This window comes from Kitasatospora sp. NPDC004289, from assembly GCF_053602875.1.
This window is the reverse complement of record NZ_JBSGEL010000001.1, coordinates 153,558-169,761: the sequence shown is the minus strand read 5'-3', so window position 1 is coordinate 169,761 and position 16,204 is coordinate 153,558. Positions and strand designations below refer to the sequence as shown.

Here is a 16,204-nt window from a genome sequence, read left to right as displayed (position 1 = left end):
GCGGTGCACCGCCCGACAAGCACCACTTCCCTGCACTCCCTACTGGCCCCACCTGCGTCTTTCACCACCACTGTGCCCAAAGAGCTGGTGCACCGCGCCGCCGTGGCCGAGGTCCTGCTGACCCGCTGGCGCCGGATCGACGACCGGTTCTTCTCGGTCTCGGCCCAGTGGCCCCGCGGCCACAGCTTCTTCGGCTCGCCCGACGGCCTTCACCACGACTCCACTCTCATAGCAGAAACCATCCGGCAGGTTGGTACTCTACTCGCCCACGCTGAGTTCGCCGTACCTCTCACGAGCCGTTTTCTGCTGCACGACCTGGAGTTCACCGCGGTACTCCACCAGCTCACCGTCCGTGACACTCCGGCCGAGCTGGAGGTGCTGGTCAGCACGACAGTGACCAGGCAGCACGGGCGCCGGGTGGCCGGTCTGCGGTACCAGATGACGCTGCTGAGGGACGGTCAGATCGCCGCCGTCGCCAACGTGAGCGCCACCTTCATGAGCCCCGAGGTCTACCGCCGGGTCCGGGAGAACCGGGTGGTGTCACCGCTCGTCCACGTGCAGCCGACCCCGCCGGTGGATCCCGCCCTGGTCGGCCGGCTCTCCCCGGCGGACGTGGTGCTCTCGGCCACCGGTGAGCGGGACCGTTGGCAGCTGCGGCTGGACACCCGGCACCCGGTGCTCTTCGACCACCCCGGCGACCACGTCCCGGGCATGGTGATGCTGGAGGCGGCCCGGCAGGCGGCCCGGATCATGGTGCCGGAGGCGGCCCTGGTCTCCTCGGCCAGCTCGGAGTTCAGCCACTACGTGGAGTTCGACGCGCCCTGTTTCGTCGAGGCGGTCGAGCTGCCCGTCGAGCATCCGAACCGGCGCACCGTCTCGGTCCGCGCCGAGCAGGGGGGCCGGACGGTCTTCGCCAGCACGCTGACCGTGCCCACCTGTCTGCTCCGCGGCAGCCGCACCGGTGCCGTCTCCTCGTCCGGCCGCGGCCGGGTCACCGCCGAGCTCAGCCACCCGTGGGTGTGCAGCCCGGCCTGACGCCACGTCACGCCCGGCTCTTCGGCCTCAGCTCCACAGCCTCCCGGTGGCGGCCTCCTCGTCCACCGCGCGCACCAGTGCCTCGTCCACCTCGGCAGGCTCCGCCGCCAGGTGCCGCACCCCGGCCTCCCGCATCAGCCGCGGTTGGAAGCCGTGCTCGAACCCGCTCGGGTGACCGATGAACGCCGTCCCCAGCCCACGGGCGGCCTCGGCCACCCGGGCCACGTCGTCGACGAAGAGCACCTCGTCGTGGCGCAGCCCCAGCACGTCCACGACGATCTCCCGGACACCGGGGCGGAATCCGTCGGTGCACACATAGCCCGGATCGTCGAACAGTGCCGTGTGCGCGCCGAGTTCGCGCTCGAAGTGGGCTCTGGACAGGCCGCCGTAGCAGACCGTCCGCAGGCCCAGTGCGCGCAGCCGGGTCACCATCTCGGGTGCGCCGTCGAGGACTTGGATCGGGTGCCGGGCCAGGTACTCCTCGCGCTCCCGGAAGTAGACCTCCAGGACGCGCTCCACCGGCCAGTCCAGGCCGGCCGCCTCGGCGGCGGCAGCAGCAGCGCTGCGCTGGTCCTGCGAGAAGATCCGGCGCTCCACCTCCGCGGTGTACGCGCCGCCCCGGCTGGTGACGAAGTGGTGGATCACCGGACTGAAGGTGTCGTCGAGCATCACACCGTCGATGTTGACGGCGGCCGCACGCAGCCGCCGGAGCGGCTCAGCCGCCATCGGCCCCTCCCCGATCGGATCGGCCGCCAGTCTACGACCCGGGGCGGGGCCTCCTGCCAGAGCACCGTCAACTCAGCCGCGCTCTACGTCACTTCGACCCACGCGCTCCGGCCGGTCGGGCCCGGGCGGGGCCCTGAGCGGGCAGCCGAGCGGCCGTCAGTCGAACGCCAGGCCGAGTCCGGCCAGACCGGCCAGCCGGTACTCGGCCCCCAGCACGCCGGCCTCGACGTCGAAGGCCCAGCGGTGGGTGGGCGGGTAGCCGATGAGTTCGGCGGCCCGGGGCGGGAGCGGACGCCCCGCCGCCTCGGCGGACTCCCAGAGGAAGACCGCGCCCCAGCGGTTGGCCTCCAGGTCGGAGATCCAGCTCTTGTGGACCAGCCCGGGGTGACCGGTGAAGCGCTCGACCGCCTCGTCCCGCAGGAAGGCCCGCAGCTCCTCGATGCCCGCCTTCGACTCGGCGAGGTCCCACCAGACCACGACAACGCGCATGTGACTGCTCCAACTCGGCCGGATCGGTTCGTGGAAGGCCTTCGTGCGGGGCGGCCGGGGAGGGGGGCCGCCCCGCACGGGTCGGGGGTGGTCCGGGCTCAGGAGGCGAGCAGCGAGACCAGGGTGTCGGTGATGATGTGCAGGCCGTCCTGGCTCAGCACCGACTCGGGGTGGAACTGCATGGAGCGGAAGCCGGGCCCGCGCAGCGCGTGCACCTGGCCGTTGGCCGGGTCGCGGCTGACCTCCACCTCGGCCTCGGCCCCGCCGTCGCCGAGCGGGAGCCGCAGCAGGTCCTGCTCGGAGTGCCCGGCGAAGGTGTTGTAGAAGCCGACCAGCTCGGTCCGGCCGAACAGGTCGATCTTCTTGGCCACGCCCTGGTTGGGCATCTCCCGGCGGACCAGGTCCAGGCCGAGCACCGCGCAGAGCACCTGGTGGCTCAGGCAGACCGAGAGGAAGGGCGTGCCCGAGGCCAGCAGCCGGCGGGTGGCGCCGTGCAGGTGGGCGATCTTCGGGTGGTCCACCTCCTGCGGGTCGCCCGGGCCGGGACCGAGCAGCACCAAGTCCCAGTCCTCGTCCAGCGAGTACTCCTCGTCGAACCGGCGCAGCGTCACCTCCAGCCCCAGCGACCGGAGTTGGTGGTCCCACATGGCGGTGAAGGTGTCCTCGGCGTCCACCACCAGGACCCGGCGGCCGGCCAGCCCGGGGACGGGGCGCTTGCGCTCCGCGGTGTCCTCCAGCCAGAACGGCGCCAGCGCGAGGTTGCGCTGGGCCAGGGCGGCCAGCACGTCCGGGTGCCGCGCGAAGCGCACCGGCTCGGCCGGGGCGGCGGCGCCCGCCGGGCGGGTGGCGAACGCGGCCAGCAGGCCGGCCGCCTTGGCCGCCGTCTCGGCGACCTCGGACTCCGGCTGGGAATCGCGGACCAGGGTGGCGCCGACGCCGATGCTCAGGCGGCCGGCGGCGGATATCTCGGCCGTGCGGATCAGGATCGAGGAGTCCAGCGTGCGGCCGCCCTCCGCGTCGCGGCCGATCAGCGCGACCAGGCCGCTGTAGTAGCCGCGGCCCTTGGGCTCGTAACGCTTGATCACCTTGGCCGCGCTCTCCAGCGGGCTGCCGGTGACGGTGGGGGCGAACAGCGTCTCGCGCAGGATCTCCCGCGGGTCGCGCGAGGTCTCGCCCTCGATGAAGTACTCGGTGTGCGCCAGACGGGCCATCTCCATCAGGTGCGGGCCGGTCACCCGGCCGCCCGACTCGGTGATCCGGGCCATCATCTTGAGCTCTTCGTCGACCACCATGTAGAGCTCGTTGGCCTCCTTGGGGTCGGCCAGGAAGGAGAGCACGCCGGTGAGTTCGGGCCCGCCGGCCGGGTAGCGGTAGGTGCCGCTGATCGGGTTCATCACCGCGACGCCGCCCGAGAGGCTGATGTGCCGCTCGGGTGTGGCGCCGACGAAGGTGCGCTCACCGGTGTCGATGACGAAGGTCCAGTAGGCGCCGCGCTCGCGCTCCAGCAGACGGCGGAAGAAGGTGAGGCCGGCCGCCGGGGTGTAGTCGGTGATGTCGGCGACGAAGGCCCGCCGGATCACGAAGTTGGCGCCCTCGCCGTTGCCGATCTCCTCGGCCAGGATCTGCCGGACCACACCGGCGTACTCCTGGTCGTCCACGTCGAACGCGCCGTTCGCCAACTCGATCGCCTGGTCGGGGAGTTGCGCGATCACCTGGTCGAGGGGCAGCGAGGCCTGCTCCCGCACGGCGAGCGCCAGCAGCGGCGCCCCGTCGTCGGCGGCGGCGAAGCCGCGCTCGGCGATCTGGCGGTAGGGCACCAGGGCGAGCACCTCGTGCTCGGCCCGGCCGGTGGCGGTCGGCTCCCCTTCGGCCAGCGGGATGTCGGCCAGCCGGGCGACCTCGGCCACCTCTCCGCCGAGCACGTCCACCCGGCCCGGCCCGCCGGCCTCCGGCCGGTACAGCAGGGCGTAGCCGGACTGCCGCCCGGAGAGGATCCGCTCCAGCAGCTCTTGCCCGGCCTGACTGTCCGTCATGTTGCTCTCCTCCATTGTCCGTTGGCGCCGCTTCTGGTGCTTGGTCCGTCGCGTTCCGGCTCCGTCCGCTCAGTCCAGGTCGGCGAGCACGGCCTTGGTGGTGACCGCCATCGCGCAGCGCTCGGCGGCGTACTTGAGCGCCATCCGGTGGTAGTCGAGCGTGAAGTCGGCGATCGCGTCGCCGACCAGGAACGGCTGGATGTCGTGGGTGTAGGCGTCGAGGGTGGTGGCCAGCACGCCGATGTGGGCGTAGACCCCGCAGACGACCAGCTGGTCCCGGCCCTGCTCGCGCAGGAACTCCAGCAGCTGGGTGCGGTGGAACGCGCTGTAGCGCCACTTGGTCAGCACCAGGTCGCCCTCGGCCGGGGCGATCGGCTCGACCACCTGCTTGTGCTCGGCGTCGATGGTCATCCCCGGGCCCCAGAAGTCCTTGAGCAGGCCTCGCTGTTCGGGCGTCATGCCGCCGGGCTGGGCGGTGTACGCGACCGGGATGCCGAGCTCGGCGGCGCGGTCCCGGAGCAGGGTGGCGTTGGCCACCAGCTGGGTGACCGGGGACTCGCCGGCCTCGAAGGGCTTGAGGAAGTACTTCTGCATGTCGTGGATCAGCAGCACCGCGCGGGCCGGGTCCACCGTCCACTGGACGGTGTTCTCCGGCAGGTCGCCCTGCTGGGGCATCGGGTACGGGCTGATGGTCGGGATCCCCATGACGCTTGTCCTCTCAACTCTGCTGTTCCGTACGGTTGCCGACGCGGCGTCGGGGCGGCTGCGGGCCGGTGGGGCGACCCGCAGCTCCGGCGGCCGGCGGTGGGGCGCCGGCCCTGGTCAGTGCCCGAGCGCGGCGCCTCCGTCGACGGTGAGGTCGTGCATGGTGATGTGCGCGGCCTGGTCCGAGAGCAGGAAGAGCACCGCGTCCGCGATGTGCGAGGGCTGCGCGATCCGCCCGAGCGGGATGCCCACCCGGAAGACCTCGGCCACGCCCTCGATCGAGGCCCGCGAGGCGCTGTCGTCACCGTCGGACCAGAGCGCGGTGAGCATGGGGGTGTCGGTCGAGCCGGGCGCCACCACGTTGCAGCGGATGCCGTACTTGGAGACCTCCAGGCCCAGGCACTTGGTGAACATGGTGGCCGCCGCCTTGGAGGCCGCGTACGCCGACATGTCCACCCGCGCGGTGCCGGCGGCGTTGGACGCCACCGTGACGATCGCGCCGCGGTGCCCGCGCTCCACCATCCGGTTGACCACCGCGCGGGAGATGAAGAACACCCCGGTGGTGTTAACCGCGAAGGTGGTCGCCCAGTCCTGGTCGGTCAGCTCCTTGGCGGGACCGAGCCGGAGCACGCCGGCCCCGTTCACCAGGTAGTCGATCCCGCCGAGCTGACGCTCGATCGAGTCCACCACCTCCTCGACATCGGTGCTGCTGGTCACGTCGGCCGGAAACGCCTCCGCCCGCCCGCCCGCGTTCCGCAGCTCCTTGGCGATGTCCTCCAGCCGGTCGCCGTTCCGGTCGACCAGGGCGACCGTCACACCTCGCTCGACCAGCCCTCGGACGACCGCCTCACCGATGCCGCCGGCCGCGCCGGTGACCATCGCGACCTTGTTTTCCATTCCGTGAATGCTCATTTCGACCCCAAAGATCGAGGAGGATCGACCGTCGTCGGCCGGTAGGAGGAGTGGCGCCGGGCCGGGTCAGCCCCGCCAGGCAGCCGCGACTTCAAGTGCCTGCTCCGGGTTGAGCCGGGGGTCGCAGAAGCTGGTGTACTTCTCGCCGATCCGGTCGAGCTGGCGCTCGTCCCGGGCGCACTCGGTCACCTCGTCCGGCGTGGTCTCCAGGTGCAGACCACCCGGGACCGCGCCGACGCTCAGCAGCGCGTCCTGGAAGGCGCGCACCTCGCGGACCACGGTCTCCACCAGACGGGTCTTCAGCCCGCCCGGCCCGTTGACCGTGTTGCCGTGCATCGGGTCGGTCAGCCAGACCACCGGGTGCCCCTCGGCCTTGACCGCGGCCGCCATCGCGGGCAGCTTCCCGGCCACGTTGTCGGCACCCATCCGGGCGATCAGCACCAGCCGGCCCGCCTCGCGCTCGGGGTCGAGCGTGCGGCAGAGCGTCAGCAGGTCCTCGATGCTCATGCTCGGACCGACCTTGGAGGCCACCGGGTTGGCCACCGAGGCCAGCAGCGCCACGTGCGCGCCGTCCAGCTGGCGGGTCCGGTCGCCGATCCACGGCAGGTGGGTGGAGGCCAGGTAGGGCCGACCGTCGTCGGTGCGGCGCAGCATCGGCACCTCGTAGTCCAGCAGCAGCGCCTCGTGGCTGGTCCACACCGGGGCACCGGCGGCGGCCAGGCCTGCGTCGGCACGCTCGCGCAGCGCGTCGAAGGCCCGCGCGGCGGCGTCGTAGCCGGCCAGCAGCCGGGTCGGGTCCGGCCGGCGCAGCTCCGGGTCGGGCTCGGGGCTGTTCACCATGTGCCCCCGGTAGACGGGGAGTTCGACCCCGGCGACCGTCTCGGTCGGCTTGGAACGCGGCTTGCCGAACTGACCGGCCATCCGGCCGATCCGCAGCACCGGGCGCCGGGTGTTCATCGAGACCACCCCGGCCATCGCGTCCAGCAGACCCACCTTGCGGGTCACGTAGCCCGGCTCGCACTCCGCCGGGTCCTCCGCGCAGTCGCCGGACTGGACCACCTGGAGGCGGCCGGTGGCCACCTCGGCCAGCAGGCCGCGGAGCTCGGCGAGCTCCGCCGGGGTGACCAGCCCCGGGCGGTCGGACAGCTCGGCGGTCACCCGGGACAGCTGCTCGGCGTCCTCCCAGGCAGGCTGCTGCTGGGCGGGGAGAGATTTCCAGTACTGGAGTTCGCTCTCCGACAGCGGCGGGCCGGCCGGGGCCGACTGTGCCGCCATGACGTCGCTACTCACTCAGAACCTCCGTGGTCATGAATTCTTTTCCATTTGCCCGGAAAGCGCGGCTGCCGAATATCCGGACAATGTTGTGGATTCAGTGCGGAAGGCAACCTTTACTTGAGTTTGAGCAGCACAAAGTGGCTGGTCAACGGCGACTTTGACACTCCGTCAGGTGGACACAACCGTGTCACTAGGAACCGTCCGGTTGGATTGTTTTGGCAATTGACCGGTCGTCGACGAAATTCCTGGCATCGGAATTCCCGAATTCCCGGTGGTCCGTCGGTCACTTCGCCACATCGGCTCTTCCTGAGGCACCGGGCCCGGTACTGCGTCAGATCGCCGGCCGGGGACGGGAACGACGGAGCGCCGCCCGGCGAAGCCGGACGGCGCCCTGGGGCCCTGCGTGTCGTGGTGGATCAGGCGGCGCGGTCGCGCACCTCGGCCAGCCTCAGCCGGGCCCGCGCGGCCACCCGCTCGGCGGCGAACGCCACCTGCTCGTACAGCGTCTGGTACGGCGCCGACAGGCCCGCGCCCGCCAGGCCCACCGGCGCACCGGCCTGGCCGGCCAGCGCGTACCAGCCCAGCGAGGCGCCGGCCCCGACCGAGACCCGCACCCCGGCACCGCGGGGCAGCACCCGCTCCCGGTACTCGCGCGGCTGGCGGTCGAAGCGCGCCGGACAGGACATCGCCACCACCCGGGTGGCCACCCCCGCCGCCTCCAGGATCTCCCGGGCCCGCAGCGCCACCCGCTCCTCGCCGCCGTCCGCGATCAGGATCACCTGCGGCAGACCTGCGGACGCCTCCGCCAGCACGTGCCCGCCGCGGACCGCCGGCGTGTCCTCTCCAGGGATGCCCATCGCGCCCGCCCGCCTCTCCGTCGAAGCCGCTCCCCCACCGTACGAACGACTCTCCGCCCGCACCCCGACACGGACAATCCCGCTTCTGTCACTCCGTCACATACCCATCACCGCACTGTGGTTGGATCGCCGCGAAGGATTTCCGACCGGAGAGGGGGCTCCGATGGGAGCACTGGAGGGCAAGACCGCACTGGTCACCGGTGCCAGCCGGGGGATCGGCCGGGGCATCGCCCGCAGACTGGCCGCCGACGGCGCACTGGTGGTGGTCCACTACGGGGTGAACGAGGCCGCCGCCGAGGAGACGGTGCGGCTGATCGAGAAGGACGGCGGCCGGGCCGTCGCGGCCGGCGCCGACCTGGCCGAGCTCGACGGGCCCGACCTGCTCTGCGCACGGCTCTGGGAGGCGCTCGCCGCGGTCGGCGCCGACCGCGGCCTGGACGTCCTGGTCAACAACGCCGCCCTCTCCGGCGGCGGCCACCTGGCCGAACTCTCGGCCGAGCACTACGACCGGCTGCACCTGGTCAACACCCGCTCACCGCTGCTGCTGATCCAGCGGCTGCTGCCCGACCTGCGCGAGGGCGGAAGGATCGTCAACATCTCCTCCGCCGCCACCCGGGTCTCCTTCCCCGAGTCGATCGGCTACGCCATGACCAAGGGCGCCCTGGAAGCCCTCACCCTGGCCCTGGCCAAGGACCTCGGCCCGCGCAACATCACCGTCAACACCGTGGCCCCCGGCTACGTCGCCACCGACATGAACGCCCGCCGCCGCACCACTCCCGAGGCGGCCGCCTCACTCGCCGCCCTCTCCGCCCTCGACCGCATCGGCTCCCCCGAGGACATCGCCGAGATGGTCGCCTTCCTCGCCTCCCCCGCCGCCGGCTGGACCACCGGCCAGCGCCTGGAGGTCAGCGGCGGCCTGCTGATCTGACGCCCTCTCGGGAACGACCGAGGCCCCCGACCACCTGGTGGTCGGGGGCCTCGCCGCAGCGGAGAGTGTGGGATTTGAACCCACGGTGACGGGTCACGCCACGACAGTTTTCAAGACTGGTCCCTTAGGCCGCTCGGGCAACTCTCCAGGCGGAGGTCAGCCTAACGGTTCCCACGGGGATCCGTGCACACCCTTTAGTTGTCGCCCTTGCGCTCGCCGAGGGTGACGGTGGTCTTGGCGGTCTTGCCGTCGCGGGTGTACTCGACCTCGACCTTGTCGCCGGGCTTGTAGGTCCAGATCTCGCTGACCAGGGTGGGGCCGCTGTCGATGACGTGGCCGCCGAGCTTGGTGATGACGTCGCCGGGCTTGAGGCCGGCCTGGTCGGCGGGGCCGCCGGGGGTGACGGCGGGCTTGCCCTGGACGGAGGAGGTCTGGATCTGGGCGCCGTCGCCCTTGTAGTCGTCGTTGCGCAGCACGCCGAGGATCGCGTAGACGGGGGTGCCGTTGGCGATCAGGTCGCCGGCGACGCGCTTGGCCTGGTTGATCGGGATGGCGAAGCCGAGGCCGATCGAGCCGGCCCGGCCGGAGCCGCTGCTGTTCGACTGGATGGCCGAGTTGATGCCGATCACCGCGCCGGAGGCGTCGAGCAGCGGGCCGCCGGAGTTGCCCGGGTTGATCGAGGCGTCGGTCTGCAGCGCGTTCATGTAGGAGGCCTGCGCGCTGGTCTCGTCGCCGGAGGCGACCGGGCGGTCCTTGGCGCTGACGATGCCGGTGGTGACGGTGCCCTCCAGGCCGTACGGGGCGCCGATCGCGATGGTGGCGTCGCCGACCGCGACCTTGTCCGAGTCGCCGAGGGCCAGCGGGACGAGCTTGTCCTTCGGCGGGTTGTCGAGCTTGATGACCGCGACGTCGTAGCCCTGGGCCCGGCCGACCACCGAGGCGGCGTAGGAGGAGCCGTCGGAGAAGCGGACCGTCAGCTTGCCGCCGCTGGCGGCCGGGGCCACCACGTGGTTGTTGGTGAGGATGTGGCCCTCGGTGTCGAAGACGAAGCCGGTGCCGGTGCCGGACTCGCCGGAGCCCTGCGCCTTGATGGTGACGACGCTCGGCAGCGCCTTGTTGGCGATCCCGGCGACCGACTCGGGCGCCCGGTTGACCGCCTGCTGGTTCTGACTGGCCTGCACCGTGGTGCTGGAGCCCCGGCCGGAGGAGGACGAGGTGCGTCCGTCCCGGTCGGCGACGGAGACGCCGATCGCGCCGCCGGCCAGACCGGCCAGCAGGGCGACGGCCGCGACCAGGGCGATCAGACCGCCGCGCTTGCGGCCGGGCACCGGGGTGGCCGCGCCCGGGAACTCCGGGTACCCGGGCAGACCGGGGCCGCCGCCACCGGGCGGGGCGGCCCAGCCGCCGAGCGGGGTGCCCGCGCCGAAGGGGTGCGGGTGCGCCTGCGGGTGCGGGTGCGGGTGGCCGTGCGGGTCGGCGACCGGCGGCAGCGGGGCGGCGGCCGGGACCGCGTACGGGTTCTCGGACGGGACCACCGGCGGCGGCGCGTCCAGGTAGGACGGGGCGGCGGCAGCGGGCGCGGCGGGCGGCGCGGCGGGCGCGGGGGCCGGCGGGGCGGCGGGCGCGGGCGGCAGCACCGGCGGCGGCGCGTCCAGGTAGGAGGGCGCCGGGGGCGCGACCTTGCCGAGGGCCACCGTGTCGGCGGGCGCGGCGGGGGCGGTGGTTGACGCGGTGTCAGCCGCCTCCCGGGCCGTGGAGGTGCGCTCCTCCTCGGGACGCGAGTCCCCACTCACGTGCTCGGTGCTCACGGACGACCTCCATAGCTGACAGGACCTTGGGCCACAGTTTTCCGCATGTCCGATTCAGTTGTCGTAAGGAGCGTTCTGAAGGATTGGTGAGAATCCTTAGCCGTTCCCGACATCCCACGCCTTGGGCCCCGCCTTGGTGTTCGACGGTCCTGCGGCTAGCCTGGCGCTCCAAACTGACACGCGGGAGCTTGGACCGTCCAGGCTGAGAGTGCGCGGAACGACCGTACGCCATGCAGCAGCTGGCCGTGCGGCGAGGGAGCGCAGACCGCTCGAACCTGTCCGGGTAATGCCGGCGTAGGGAGCTTCGGCCATGACGGCTGCTTCGCCTGCCCCTGTCCAAGACGTCTCCGCGAGAGCCGAGGCGCCGCTGGTCCTCGACACCGCGCCGCCGCGCACGCTGGACTTCCGGGCGCTCTTCTCGCTCTGGGCCAACCTCGGCGTCAGCCTGATCGGCTTCACCAGCGCCGCCACCGTGATCGGCGTCAAGGGCGCCGAGCTCTCGCTGGCCGCCGCGATCACCGCGACGGTGGCCGGCACCGCGATCGGCACCTCGATGCTGGGCGTCGCCGCGCTGATCGGCGCCCGCACCGGCGCCCCCGCGATGGCCCTGCTGCGCGGCCTGTTCGGCACCAGGCTGTCCTACGTGCCGACGGTGCTGAACATCGCCCAGTGCATCGGCTGGGGCGTGTACGAGCTGCTGGTGATCGCGATGGGCGCCCAGGAGGTGACGGGCACCCAGGGCTGGCGGTGGCTGTTCGTGCTGCTGGCCGGGGTGCTGACCACGGCGCTGACCATCTGGCCGCTGGGCTCGATCGCGGTGCTGCGCAAGTACGTGACCATCGCGGTGGGCATCGCGATGGTGTACTTCACCGTCCAGCTGGTCCGCCAGGGCGTGCCGAACCCCGGTGCGGGCAACTGGACCGGCTTCCTGACCGCGACCGACGCGATCATCGCGGTCTCCATCTCCTTCGTGCCGCTGGCCGCCGACTACACCCGGCACGCCCGCACCGCCTCCTCCGCCTACTGGGCCACCTTCTCCGGCTACTCGCTGGCACAGGTGTGGTGCTACCTGCTCGGCGTGGTGGCACTGCTGCAGTCCGACGGCGACGCGACCCGGATCTTCTCCTCCTTCACCGGCGTCGCGGCCGGCTGGGCCTTCCTGCTGGTGCTGGTGATCCGGGAGACCGACCAGTCCTTCGCCAACGTGTACTCCACCGCGATGTCGGTGCAGAACCTGCTGCCGAAGGTGGACCGCCGCCTGCTGACCGGCGGGATCGGCGCCCTGGTGACGGTGCTGGCGCTGAACATCGAGGAGTTCACCGCCTCCTACTACGCCTTCCTCGGCCTGATCGGCGCGGTCTTCGTGCCGATGTTCGCGGTGCTGGCGGCCGACTACTTCCTCGGCACCGGCCGCCGCGGCTGGAACCTGGACGAGGACGCGCCGGCCCGGCCGCTGATGCTGCTGCCGTGGGCGCTGGGCTTCGCGACCTACCAGTTCATCGCGCCGACCGCGATCGACGGGTGGCAGGGCTTCTGGCAGGACCTGCAGTCCTCGGTGGGCTTCACGCCGCAGGCCTGGACCTCGGCCTCGCTGTTCGCCTTCCTGGTGGCCGGTCTGGCCACCCTGGCCGTCCAGCCCCGCGGGAAGTAGCGGCGCGGCTCCGCCGCCACGGGGACTTCACCCGGAGTTTCCCGTGGCGGCGGCCGACGTCCACCGGCCGCCTCGTAGGGTGGTCCGCGTGGACACCCGGGACCAGGCCTTGACCTCGACGAACACCCCCGACCGCGCGGCGGTGAAGGTGATCGCCCACCGCGGCTCCTCCGCGGCCCGTGCCGAGCACACCCTCGCCGCGTACCGGCTGGCGATCGAGGAGGGCGCGGACGGCCTGGAGTGCGACGTCCGGCTGACCGCCGACGGCAAGCTGGTCTGCGTCCACGACCGCACCGTGCACCGCACCTCCGACGGCCGGGGCGCGGTCTCCGCCCTGACGCTGGCTCAGCTGGAGGCGATGGACTTCGGCTCCTGGAAGCACCCGGACGCCCCCGAGCCCAGCCCGGTGCTCACCCTGGAGCAGCTGCTGGAGCTGGCGGTGGACGCCGGCCGCCGGATCGAGCTGGCCATCGAGACCAAGCACCCCACCCGGTACGCCGGGCGGACCGAGGCCGAGCTGCTCCGCCAGCTGGCCCGCTTCGGCCTGCTGCCGGACAGCGCGGAGGAGTCCGCCGTCCGGATCATGAGCTTCTCCGAGCTCTCGCTGCACCGGGTCCGCCGGGCCGCCCCGACGGTGCCGACCGTCTACCTGTTGGAGCGCCGGCTGCCGCTGATCGGCCGCACCCGGGTGCTGCCCGGCGGGGCCCGGATCGCCGGCCCCGGAATCGAACTGGTGCGGGCCAACCCCGGGCTGGTGCCGGCCCTGCGCCGGGCCGGGCACCGGGTGCACGTGTGGACGGTGGACGAGCCGGCCGACGTCGAGCTCTGCCTGGAACTGGGCGTCGAGGCCATCATCACCAACCGGCCGCGAGCGGTTCTGAGTCAACTCGGCCGATAAGTACGTCAAGTCGGCCGGTAATCACCCGCGCACGGTTGTGAACGGGCGTGAACTGCGGCGCAGAACACCTGGAGTGGCCAATTCCGGTCGTTTTCACGACGTTCCGTGAGCAGCCAATCACCATGTGCCCACCGCGAGTTACCACGGCCGTTAATGTCGTGCCGCGATCGATGAACGCCCGTTTCCGACGCATTACCAAGGGGCATCCATCCCTCGGCGAATGCTGAAGGAGGTCCGGGGGTGGCGTTGATGATGGCACACGAGGTGCCGACTTCATCGACCATGGCGGTGCCGCACGGGCCCGCCGGAGTCGGAGCGGCACGACGCCGGTTGCGCAGTGATCTCGGTGACCGCTCGGTGGACGAGACGGTGATCGACGACGCTGTCCTGATCCTGTCCGAACTGCTCAGCAACTCCTGTCGCTACGCCCGCCCGCTGGGCAGGCTGGCCGACCTCAAGGACGACGCGCCGGGCGGCTACCCGGCCCCGGTCCTGGTCGGGGCGGGGTGCGGCGAGGACGGCGAACCCGAAGGGGTGACGGTCCGTTGGCGGCTCCCCGGGGACGGCTCGCTCACCCTGGAGGTCACCGACGGCGGCGCGGCCACCCGGCCGCTCCCCGCCCGCCCCTCGCTCACCGCGCGCGGCGGCCGCGGCCTGGCCATCGTCGGACGGCTGGCCAGCGAGTGGGGCGTGCGGGACGCACCGGGCCGGGTGACGGTCTGGGCCGCACTGCCGCTCCACCCCGACCACGGGGCGCGCACCGCCTGACGCCCCGTCCGGCGCCCGGCCCGGTGCCGCGGCTGACGGCCCGTCCGGGCCCGACGCGCGACACGGACGCGGTGGCGGCCGAAAGCTCAGTAGGCTTCCGGGGCAAGCCAGTCGCCGTACCGGGAGCCGCACCATGGCCAAGAAGGCCGCCAAGAAGTCGCCGCAGCGCCGTCCGTCCACCGCCGTGACCCCGGGTGAGATCCCCGTGGTGGGAGCCCGTGAGGACTGCCCCTGCGGCTCGGGCCGCCGGTACAAGGCCTGCCACGGCCGGGAGGCCGCGCACGCCGTCCAGGAGCTGGTGCACCGCCCGTTCGAGGGTCTGCCCGGTGAGGCCGACTGGGTCGCGCTGCGCGAGCTGGTGCCCGCCGCCACCGTGCCGCTGACCCTGGCCAAGGGCGTGGCCGACACCGCCAACGGCCCGGTCCCGTCCGTCACCCTGGCCACCGTGCTGCCGCTGGCCTGGCCCGCACTGCGCCGCCAGGACGGCTCGATCCTGCTCGGCCTGCAGACCCAGTCCTCCTCCGGCGACCTGAGCCGCGACCTGGCGGACGCCCTGGAGCTGGCCCTGGCCACCGAGCCGGGCACCCCGGTGCCGGCCCGCCGGACGGTGCCCGGCGGGCGCCGGCTGCAGGAACTGCTGGACCTGGAGGCCGAGTTCACCCCCGAGGTGTTCGCCGGCTTCGAGTTCTGGCTGGAGGACGCCGAGGCCGCCGAGGGCGAGGTGGCCGCCTCCCTGGAGCGGGCCAACGCCTCCGCCATCCCGACCGAGAAGATCTCCAGCGTGCCGTCCTCGTACTGGTGCGCCGCGGCGGACAAGAACCACCTGCGCTGGGTCATGACGGTTCCGGAGGAGCAGCTGCTGGACGCGCTGGCCCGGCTGGACGCGGCCGGCGACTCCTCGCTGGGCGAGGACACCCGCCTGGTCGGCTCGTTCCGTGCGCACGGCCTGACCGTCCCGGTCTGGGACCTGCCGCAGTCGATGACCGCCGCCGACTGCGAGGCGCCCGCCGCCGCGTTCGCCGAGCGACTGGCCGGCGCGCTGGCGGAGGAGGCCCCGCTGACCGTCGAGGAGCGCAAGGCCCGGGCCAATCTGGTGAACCGTCAGGTGACCCTCAACTGAGGATCCGCACGGGCGGAGTGACTCCGGTCACATTCACCGCCCGAACGGAGAAACCCCAGGTGACAGAGTCCTTGGACAAATTGGCGCGGACGAGGATCTTTGTTACCATTTAAACAGTCCGGTCGCTGGTGCATCCCCCGTCGCCAGCGGCCGGATTCACTGTTTTCCGAGGGAAGTTGAGGCGGCGTCAGCCGAACTCGCCGCGATCAGCGCGCCGAGCAGGCCTCCCACCTCGGGCAGCCAGGGCCGGTCCCCGACCGGCGGCCGGACCCACCGCGCCGGCGCCGAGCCGGACCCGGCCCGCGAGGGCGGCAGCACCAGGTACCCGTCCGGTCCGTGGTAGCGCATCACCCCGGGCACGCACGGCTGTTCGGCCAGCAGCTCGCCCAACTCGGCCAGCGAGTACGGCGCCACCAGCAGAAGGTACCGCCCCTGTCCGGCCAGCACCGGGCCGACCGGCAGGCCCATCAGGTCGAACCAGGCCAGCGCGCGGGCCCCGGCCCTGGCCGGAACGCTCACCGCGCTGACCGTCCGCCCCGTCGCCAGCAGCACCGGGGCGTCCGGGCTCCGCCGCTCCCACCACCAACCCACCATCCGGGCATCGGTGGTGGCCGCCACCAGCGGCGGCTCGTGCGGATGCGCGCCGGGCGTGGGGCAGCCCTGGTCCGCACAGGAGCAGCCGCCGGGCCGGCCCGGCGCCGCGTGCGCCCCCGGCAGCACCGGCCAGCCGCGGCCGGCGGCCTCCAGCGCGGCTCCGCGCAGCGCGGCCCTGACCCGGCGCCGACTGCCCGGCCAGCGCAGCCAGACCCGGCCGGCGGCGGGGCCGGGTGCTCCGGCGGTGCCCCGTCGGGGACGTGACCATGGCATCGGCGCTCGTTCCTTTCCGCTTCCGCGGCCGCTTCCTGGACCGCTGGGCCAGAGGGGCTCTGGGGTCAGGCCGGGGCGGGGCCTGGGCCGGACGGCCCGGAACGAGAATCCCGCATACGACCGGACGGACGC

General features: G+C 72.7%; 15 protein-coding genes and 1 tRNA gene. 6 read left to right on the top strand and 10 right to left on the bottom strand.

The annotated features are described in order from the left end of the window. Window positions 1-72 precede the first annotated feature (72 nt). Window positions 73-1,035, top strand: coding sequence for a ScbA/BarX family gamma-butyrolactone biosynthesis protein (locus ACWEPF_RS00750; RefSeq protein WP_345287184.1), 963 nt, complete (start codon window positions 73-75; stop codon window positions 1,033-1,035). Between the two features lie 27 nt (window positions 1,036-1,062). On the opposite strand, the gene ACWEPF_RS00745 is transcribed toward ACWEPF_RS00750, so the two are convergent. The 7 genes from ACWEPF_RS00745 to ACWEPF_RS00715 form a co-directional block, all read right to left on the bottom strand. Next, entirely contained in the window at window positions 1,063-1,761 is a 699-nt protein-coding gene (locus ACWEPF_RS00745) for an HAD family hydrolase (protein WP_452170847.1), read from the bottom strand. Window positions 1,762-1,917: 156 nt separating this feature from the next. Then, window positions 1,918-2,250, bottom strand: coding sequence for a hypothetical protein (locus ACWEPF_RS00740; RefSeq protein ID WP_452170846.1), 333 nt, complete (start codon window positions 2,248-2,250; stop codon window positions 1,918-1,920). Window positions 2,251-2,348: 98 nt separating this feature from the next. Further along, entirely contained in the window at window positions 2,349-4,283 is a 1,935-nt protein-coding gene (locus ACWEPF_RS00735) for an anthranilate synthase family protein (RefSeq protein ID WP_452170845.1), read from the bottom strand. Between the two features lie 69 nt (window positions 4,284-4,352). Beyond that, entirely contained in the window at window positions 4,353-4,988 is a 636-nt protein-coding gene (locus tag ACWEPF_RS00730) for an isochorismatase family protein (protein WP_345287192.1), read from the bottom strand. Window positions 4,989-5,105: 117 nt separating this feature from the next. Next, window positions 5,106-5,885: a 2,3-dihydro-2,3-dihydroxybenzoate dehydrogenase gene (locus ACWEPF_RS00725; protein ID WP_345287194.1), complete on the bottom strand. Its 780-nt coding sequence runs from the start codon at window positions 5,883-5,885 to the stop codon at window positions 5,106-5,108. A gap of 81 nt (window positions 5,886-5,966) precedes the next feature. Then, entirely contained in the window at window positions 5,967-7,175 is a 1,209-nt protein-coding gene (locus tag ACWEPF_RS00720; RefSeq protein ID WP_452170938.1) for a 3-deoxy-7-phosphoheptulonate synthase, read from the bottom strand. A gap of 416 nt (window positions 7,176-7,591) precedes the next feature. Further along, window positions 7,592-8,032, bottom strand: coding sequence for a transketolase-like TK C-terminal-containing protein (locus tag ACWEPF_RS00715; protein ID WP_452170844.1), 441 nt, complete (start codon window positions 8,030-8,032; stop codon window positions 7,592-7,594). Window positions 8,033-8,195: 163 nt separating this feature from the next. Here ACWEPF_RS00715 and ACWEPF_RS00710 point away from each other — a divergent pair, with 163 nt between their 5' ends. Next, window positions 8,196-8,960: an SDR family NAD(P)-dependent oxidoreductase gene (locus ACWEPF_RS00710; RefSeq protein WP_345287198.1), complete on the top strand. Its 765-nt coding sequence runs from the start codon at window positions 8,196-8,198 to the stop codon at window positions 8,958-8,960. A gap of 59 nt (window positions 8,961-9,019) precedes the next feature. Here ACWEPF_RS00710 and ACWEPF_RS00705 read toward each other — a convergent pair. Both ACWEPF_RS00705 and ACWEPF_RS00700 read right to left on the bottom strand, forming a co-directional pair. Then, a tRNA-Ser gene (locus tag ACWEPF_RS00705) sits at window positions 9,020-9,107 on the bottom strand. Between the two features lie 47 nt (window positions 9,108-9,154). Next, window positions 9,155-10,768 carry a S1C family serine protease gene (locus tag ACWEPF_RS00700; RefSeq protein ID WP_452170843.1) on the bottom strand — a complete coding sequence of 538 codons (1,614 nt, stop codon included), beginning with the start codon at window positions 10,766-10,768 and terminating at the stop codon, window positions 9,155-9,157. 310 nt (window positions 10,769-11,078) lie between these two features. Between ACWEPF_RS00700 and ACWEPF_RS00695 the strand changes: the two genes are divergently transcribed. From ACWEPF_RS00695 to ACWEPF_RS00680, 4 genes are all read left to right on the top strand, one after another. Then, entirely contained in the window at window positions 11,079-12,419 is a 1,341-nt protein-coding gene (locus tag ACWEPF_RS00695) for a purine-cytosine permease family protein (protein ID WP_452170842.1), read from the top strand. An 88-nt stretch (window positions 12,420-12,507) separates the two neighbouring features. Then, on the top strand, window positions 12,508-13,317 hold the full coding sequence (locus ACWEPF_RS00690) for a glycerophosphodiester phosphodiesterase (RefSeq protein WP_449796141.1): 810 nt from the start codon (window positions 12,508-12,510) through the stop codon (window positions 13,315-13,317). A gap of 240 nt (window positions 13,318-13,557) precedes the next feature. Next, the gene (locus tag ACWEPF_RS00685) at window positions 13,558-14,085 is read left to right on the top strand and encodes an ATP-binding protein (RefSeq protein ID WP_380149493.1); all 528 of its coding nucleotides are present in this window, start codon (window positions 13,558-13,560) and stop codon (window positions 14,083-14,085) included. Window positions 14,086-14,218: 133 nt separating this feature from the next. After that, complete coding sequence (locus tag ACWEPF_RS00680; protein WP_452170841.1) at window positions 14,219-15,205, top strand: DUF5926 family protein; 987 nt, start codon at window positions 14,219-14,221, stop codon at window positions 15,203-15,205. A 156-nt stretch (window positions 15,206-15,361) separates the two neighbouring features. On the opposite strand, the gene ACWEPF_RS00675 is transcribed toward ACWEPF_RS00680, so the two are convergent. Continuing rightward, window positions 15,362-16,072 (bottom strand): bifunctional DNA primase/polymerase, encoded by a 711-nt coding sequence (locus tag ACWEPF_RS00675; protein ID WP_345287210.1) that lies wholly within the window; start codon window positions 16,070-16,072, stop codon window positions 15,362-15,364. Window positions 16,073-16,204: the final 132 nt, after the last annotated feature.

What these genes read in the sequence shown, in the direction of transcription:
- ACWEPF_RS00745 (WP_452170847.1), bottom strand. Translation starts at nt 1,761, where the DNA reads ATGGCGGCTGAGCCGCTCCGGCGGCTGCGTGCGGCCGCCGTCAACATC.
- ACWEPF_RS00740 (WP_452170846.1), bottom strand. Translation starts at nt 2,250, where the DNA reads ATGCGCGTTGTCGTGGTCTGGTGGGACCTCGCCGAGTCGAAGGCGGGC.
- ACWEPF_RS00735 (WP_452170845.1), bottom strand. Translation starts at nt 4,283, where the DNA reads ATGACGGACAGTCAGGCCGGGCAAGAGCTGCTGGAGCGGATCCTCTCC.
- ACWEPF_RS00730 (WP_345287192.1), bottom strand. Translation starts at nt 4,988, where the DNA reads ATGGGGATCCCGACCATCAGCCCGTACCCGATGCCCCAGCAGGGCGAC.
- ACWEPF_RS00725 (WP_345287194.1), bottom strand. Translation starts at nt 5,885, where the DNA reads ATGGAAAACAAGGTCGCGATGGTCACCGGCGCGGCCGGCGGCATCGGT.
- ACWEPF_RS00720 (WP_452170938.1), bottom strand. Translation starts at nt 7,175, where the DNA reads ATGGCGGCACAGTCGGCCCCGGCCGGCCCGCCGCTGTCGGAGAGCGAA.
- ACWEPF_RS00715 (WP_452170844.1), bottom strand. Translation starts at nt 8,032, where the DNA reads ATGGGCATCCCTGGAGAGGACACGCCGGCGGTCCGCGGCGGGCACGTG.
- ACWEPF_RS00710 (WP_345287198.1), top strand. Translation starts at nt 8,196, where the DNA reads ATGGGAGCACTGGAGGGCAAGACCGCACTGGTCACCGGTGCCAGCCGG.
- ACWEPF_RS00695 (WP_452170842.1), top strand. Translation starts at nt 11,079, where the DNA reads ATGACGGCTGCTTCGCCTGCCCCTGTCCAAGACGTCTCCGCGAGAGCC.
- ACWEPF_RS00680 (WP_452170841.1), top strand. Translation starts at nt 14,219, where the DNA reads ATGGCCAAGAAGGCCGCCAAGAAGTCGCCGCAGCGCCGTCCGTCCACC.
- ACWEPF_RS00675 (WP_345287210.1), bottom strand. Translation starts at nt 16,072, where the DNA reads ATGCCATGGTCACGTCCCCGACGGGGCACCGCCGGAGCACCCGGCCCC.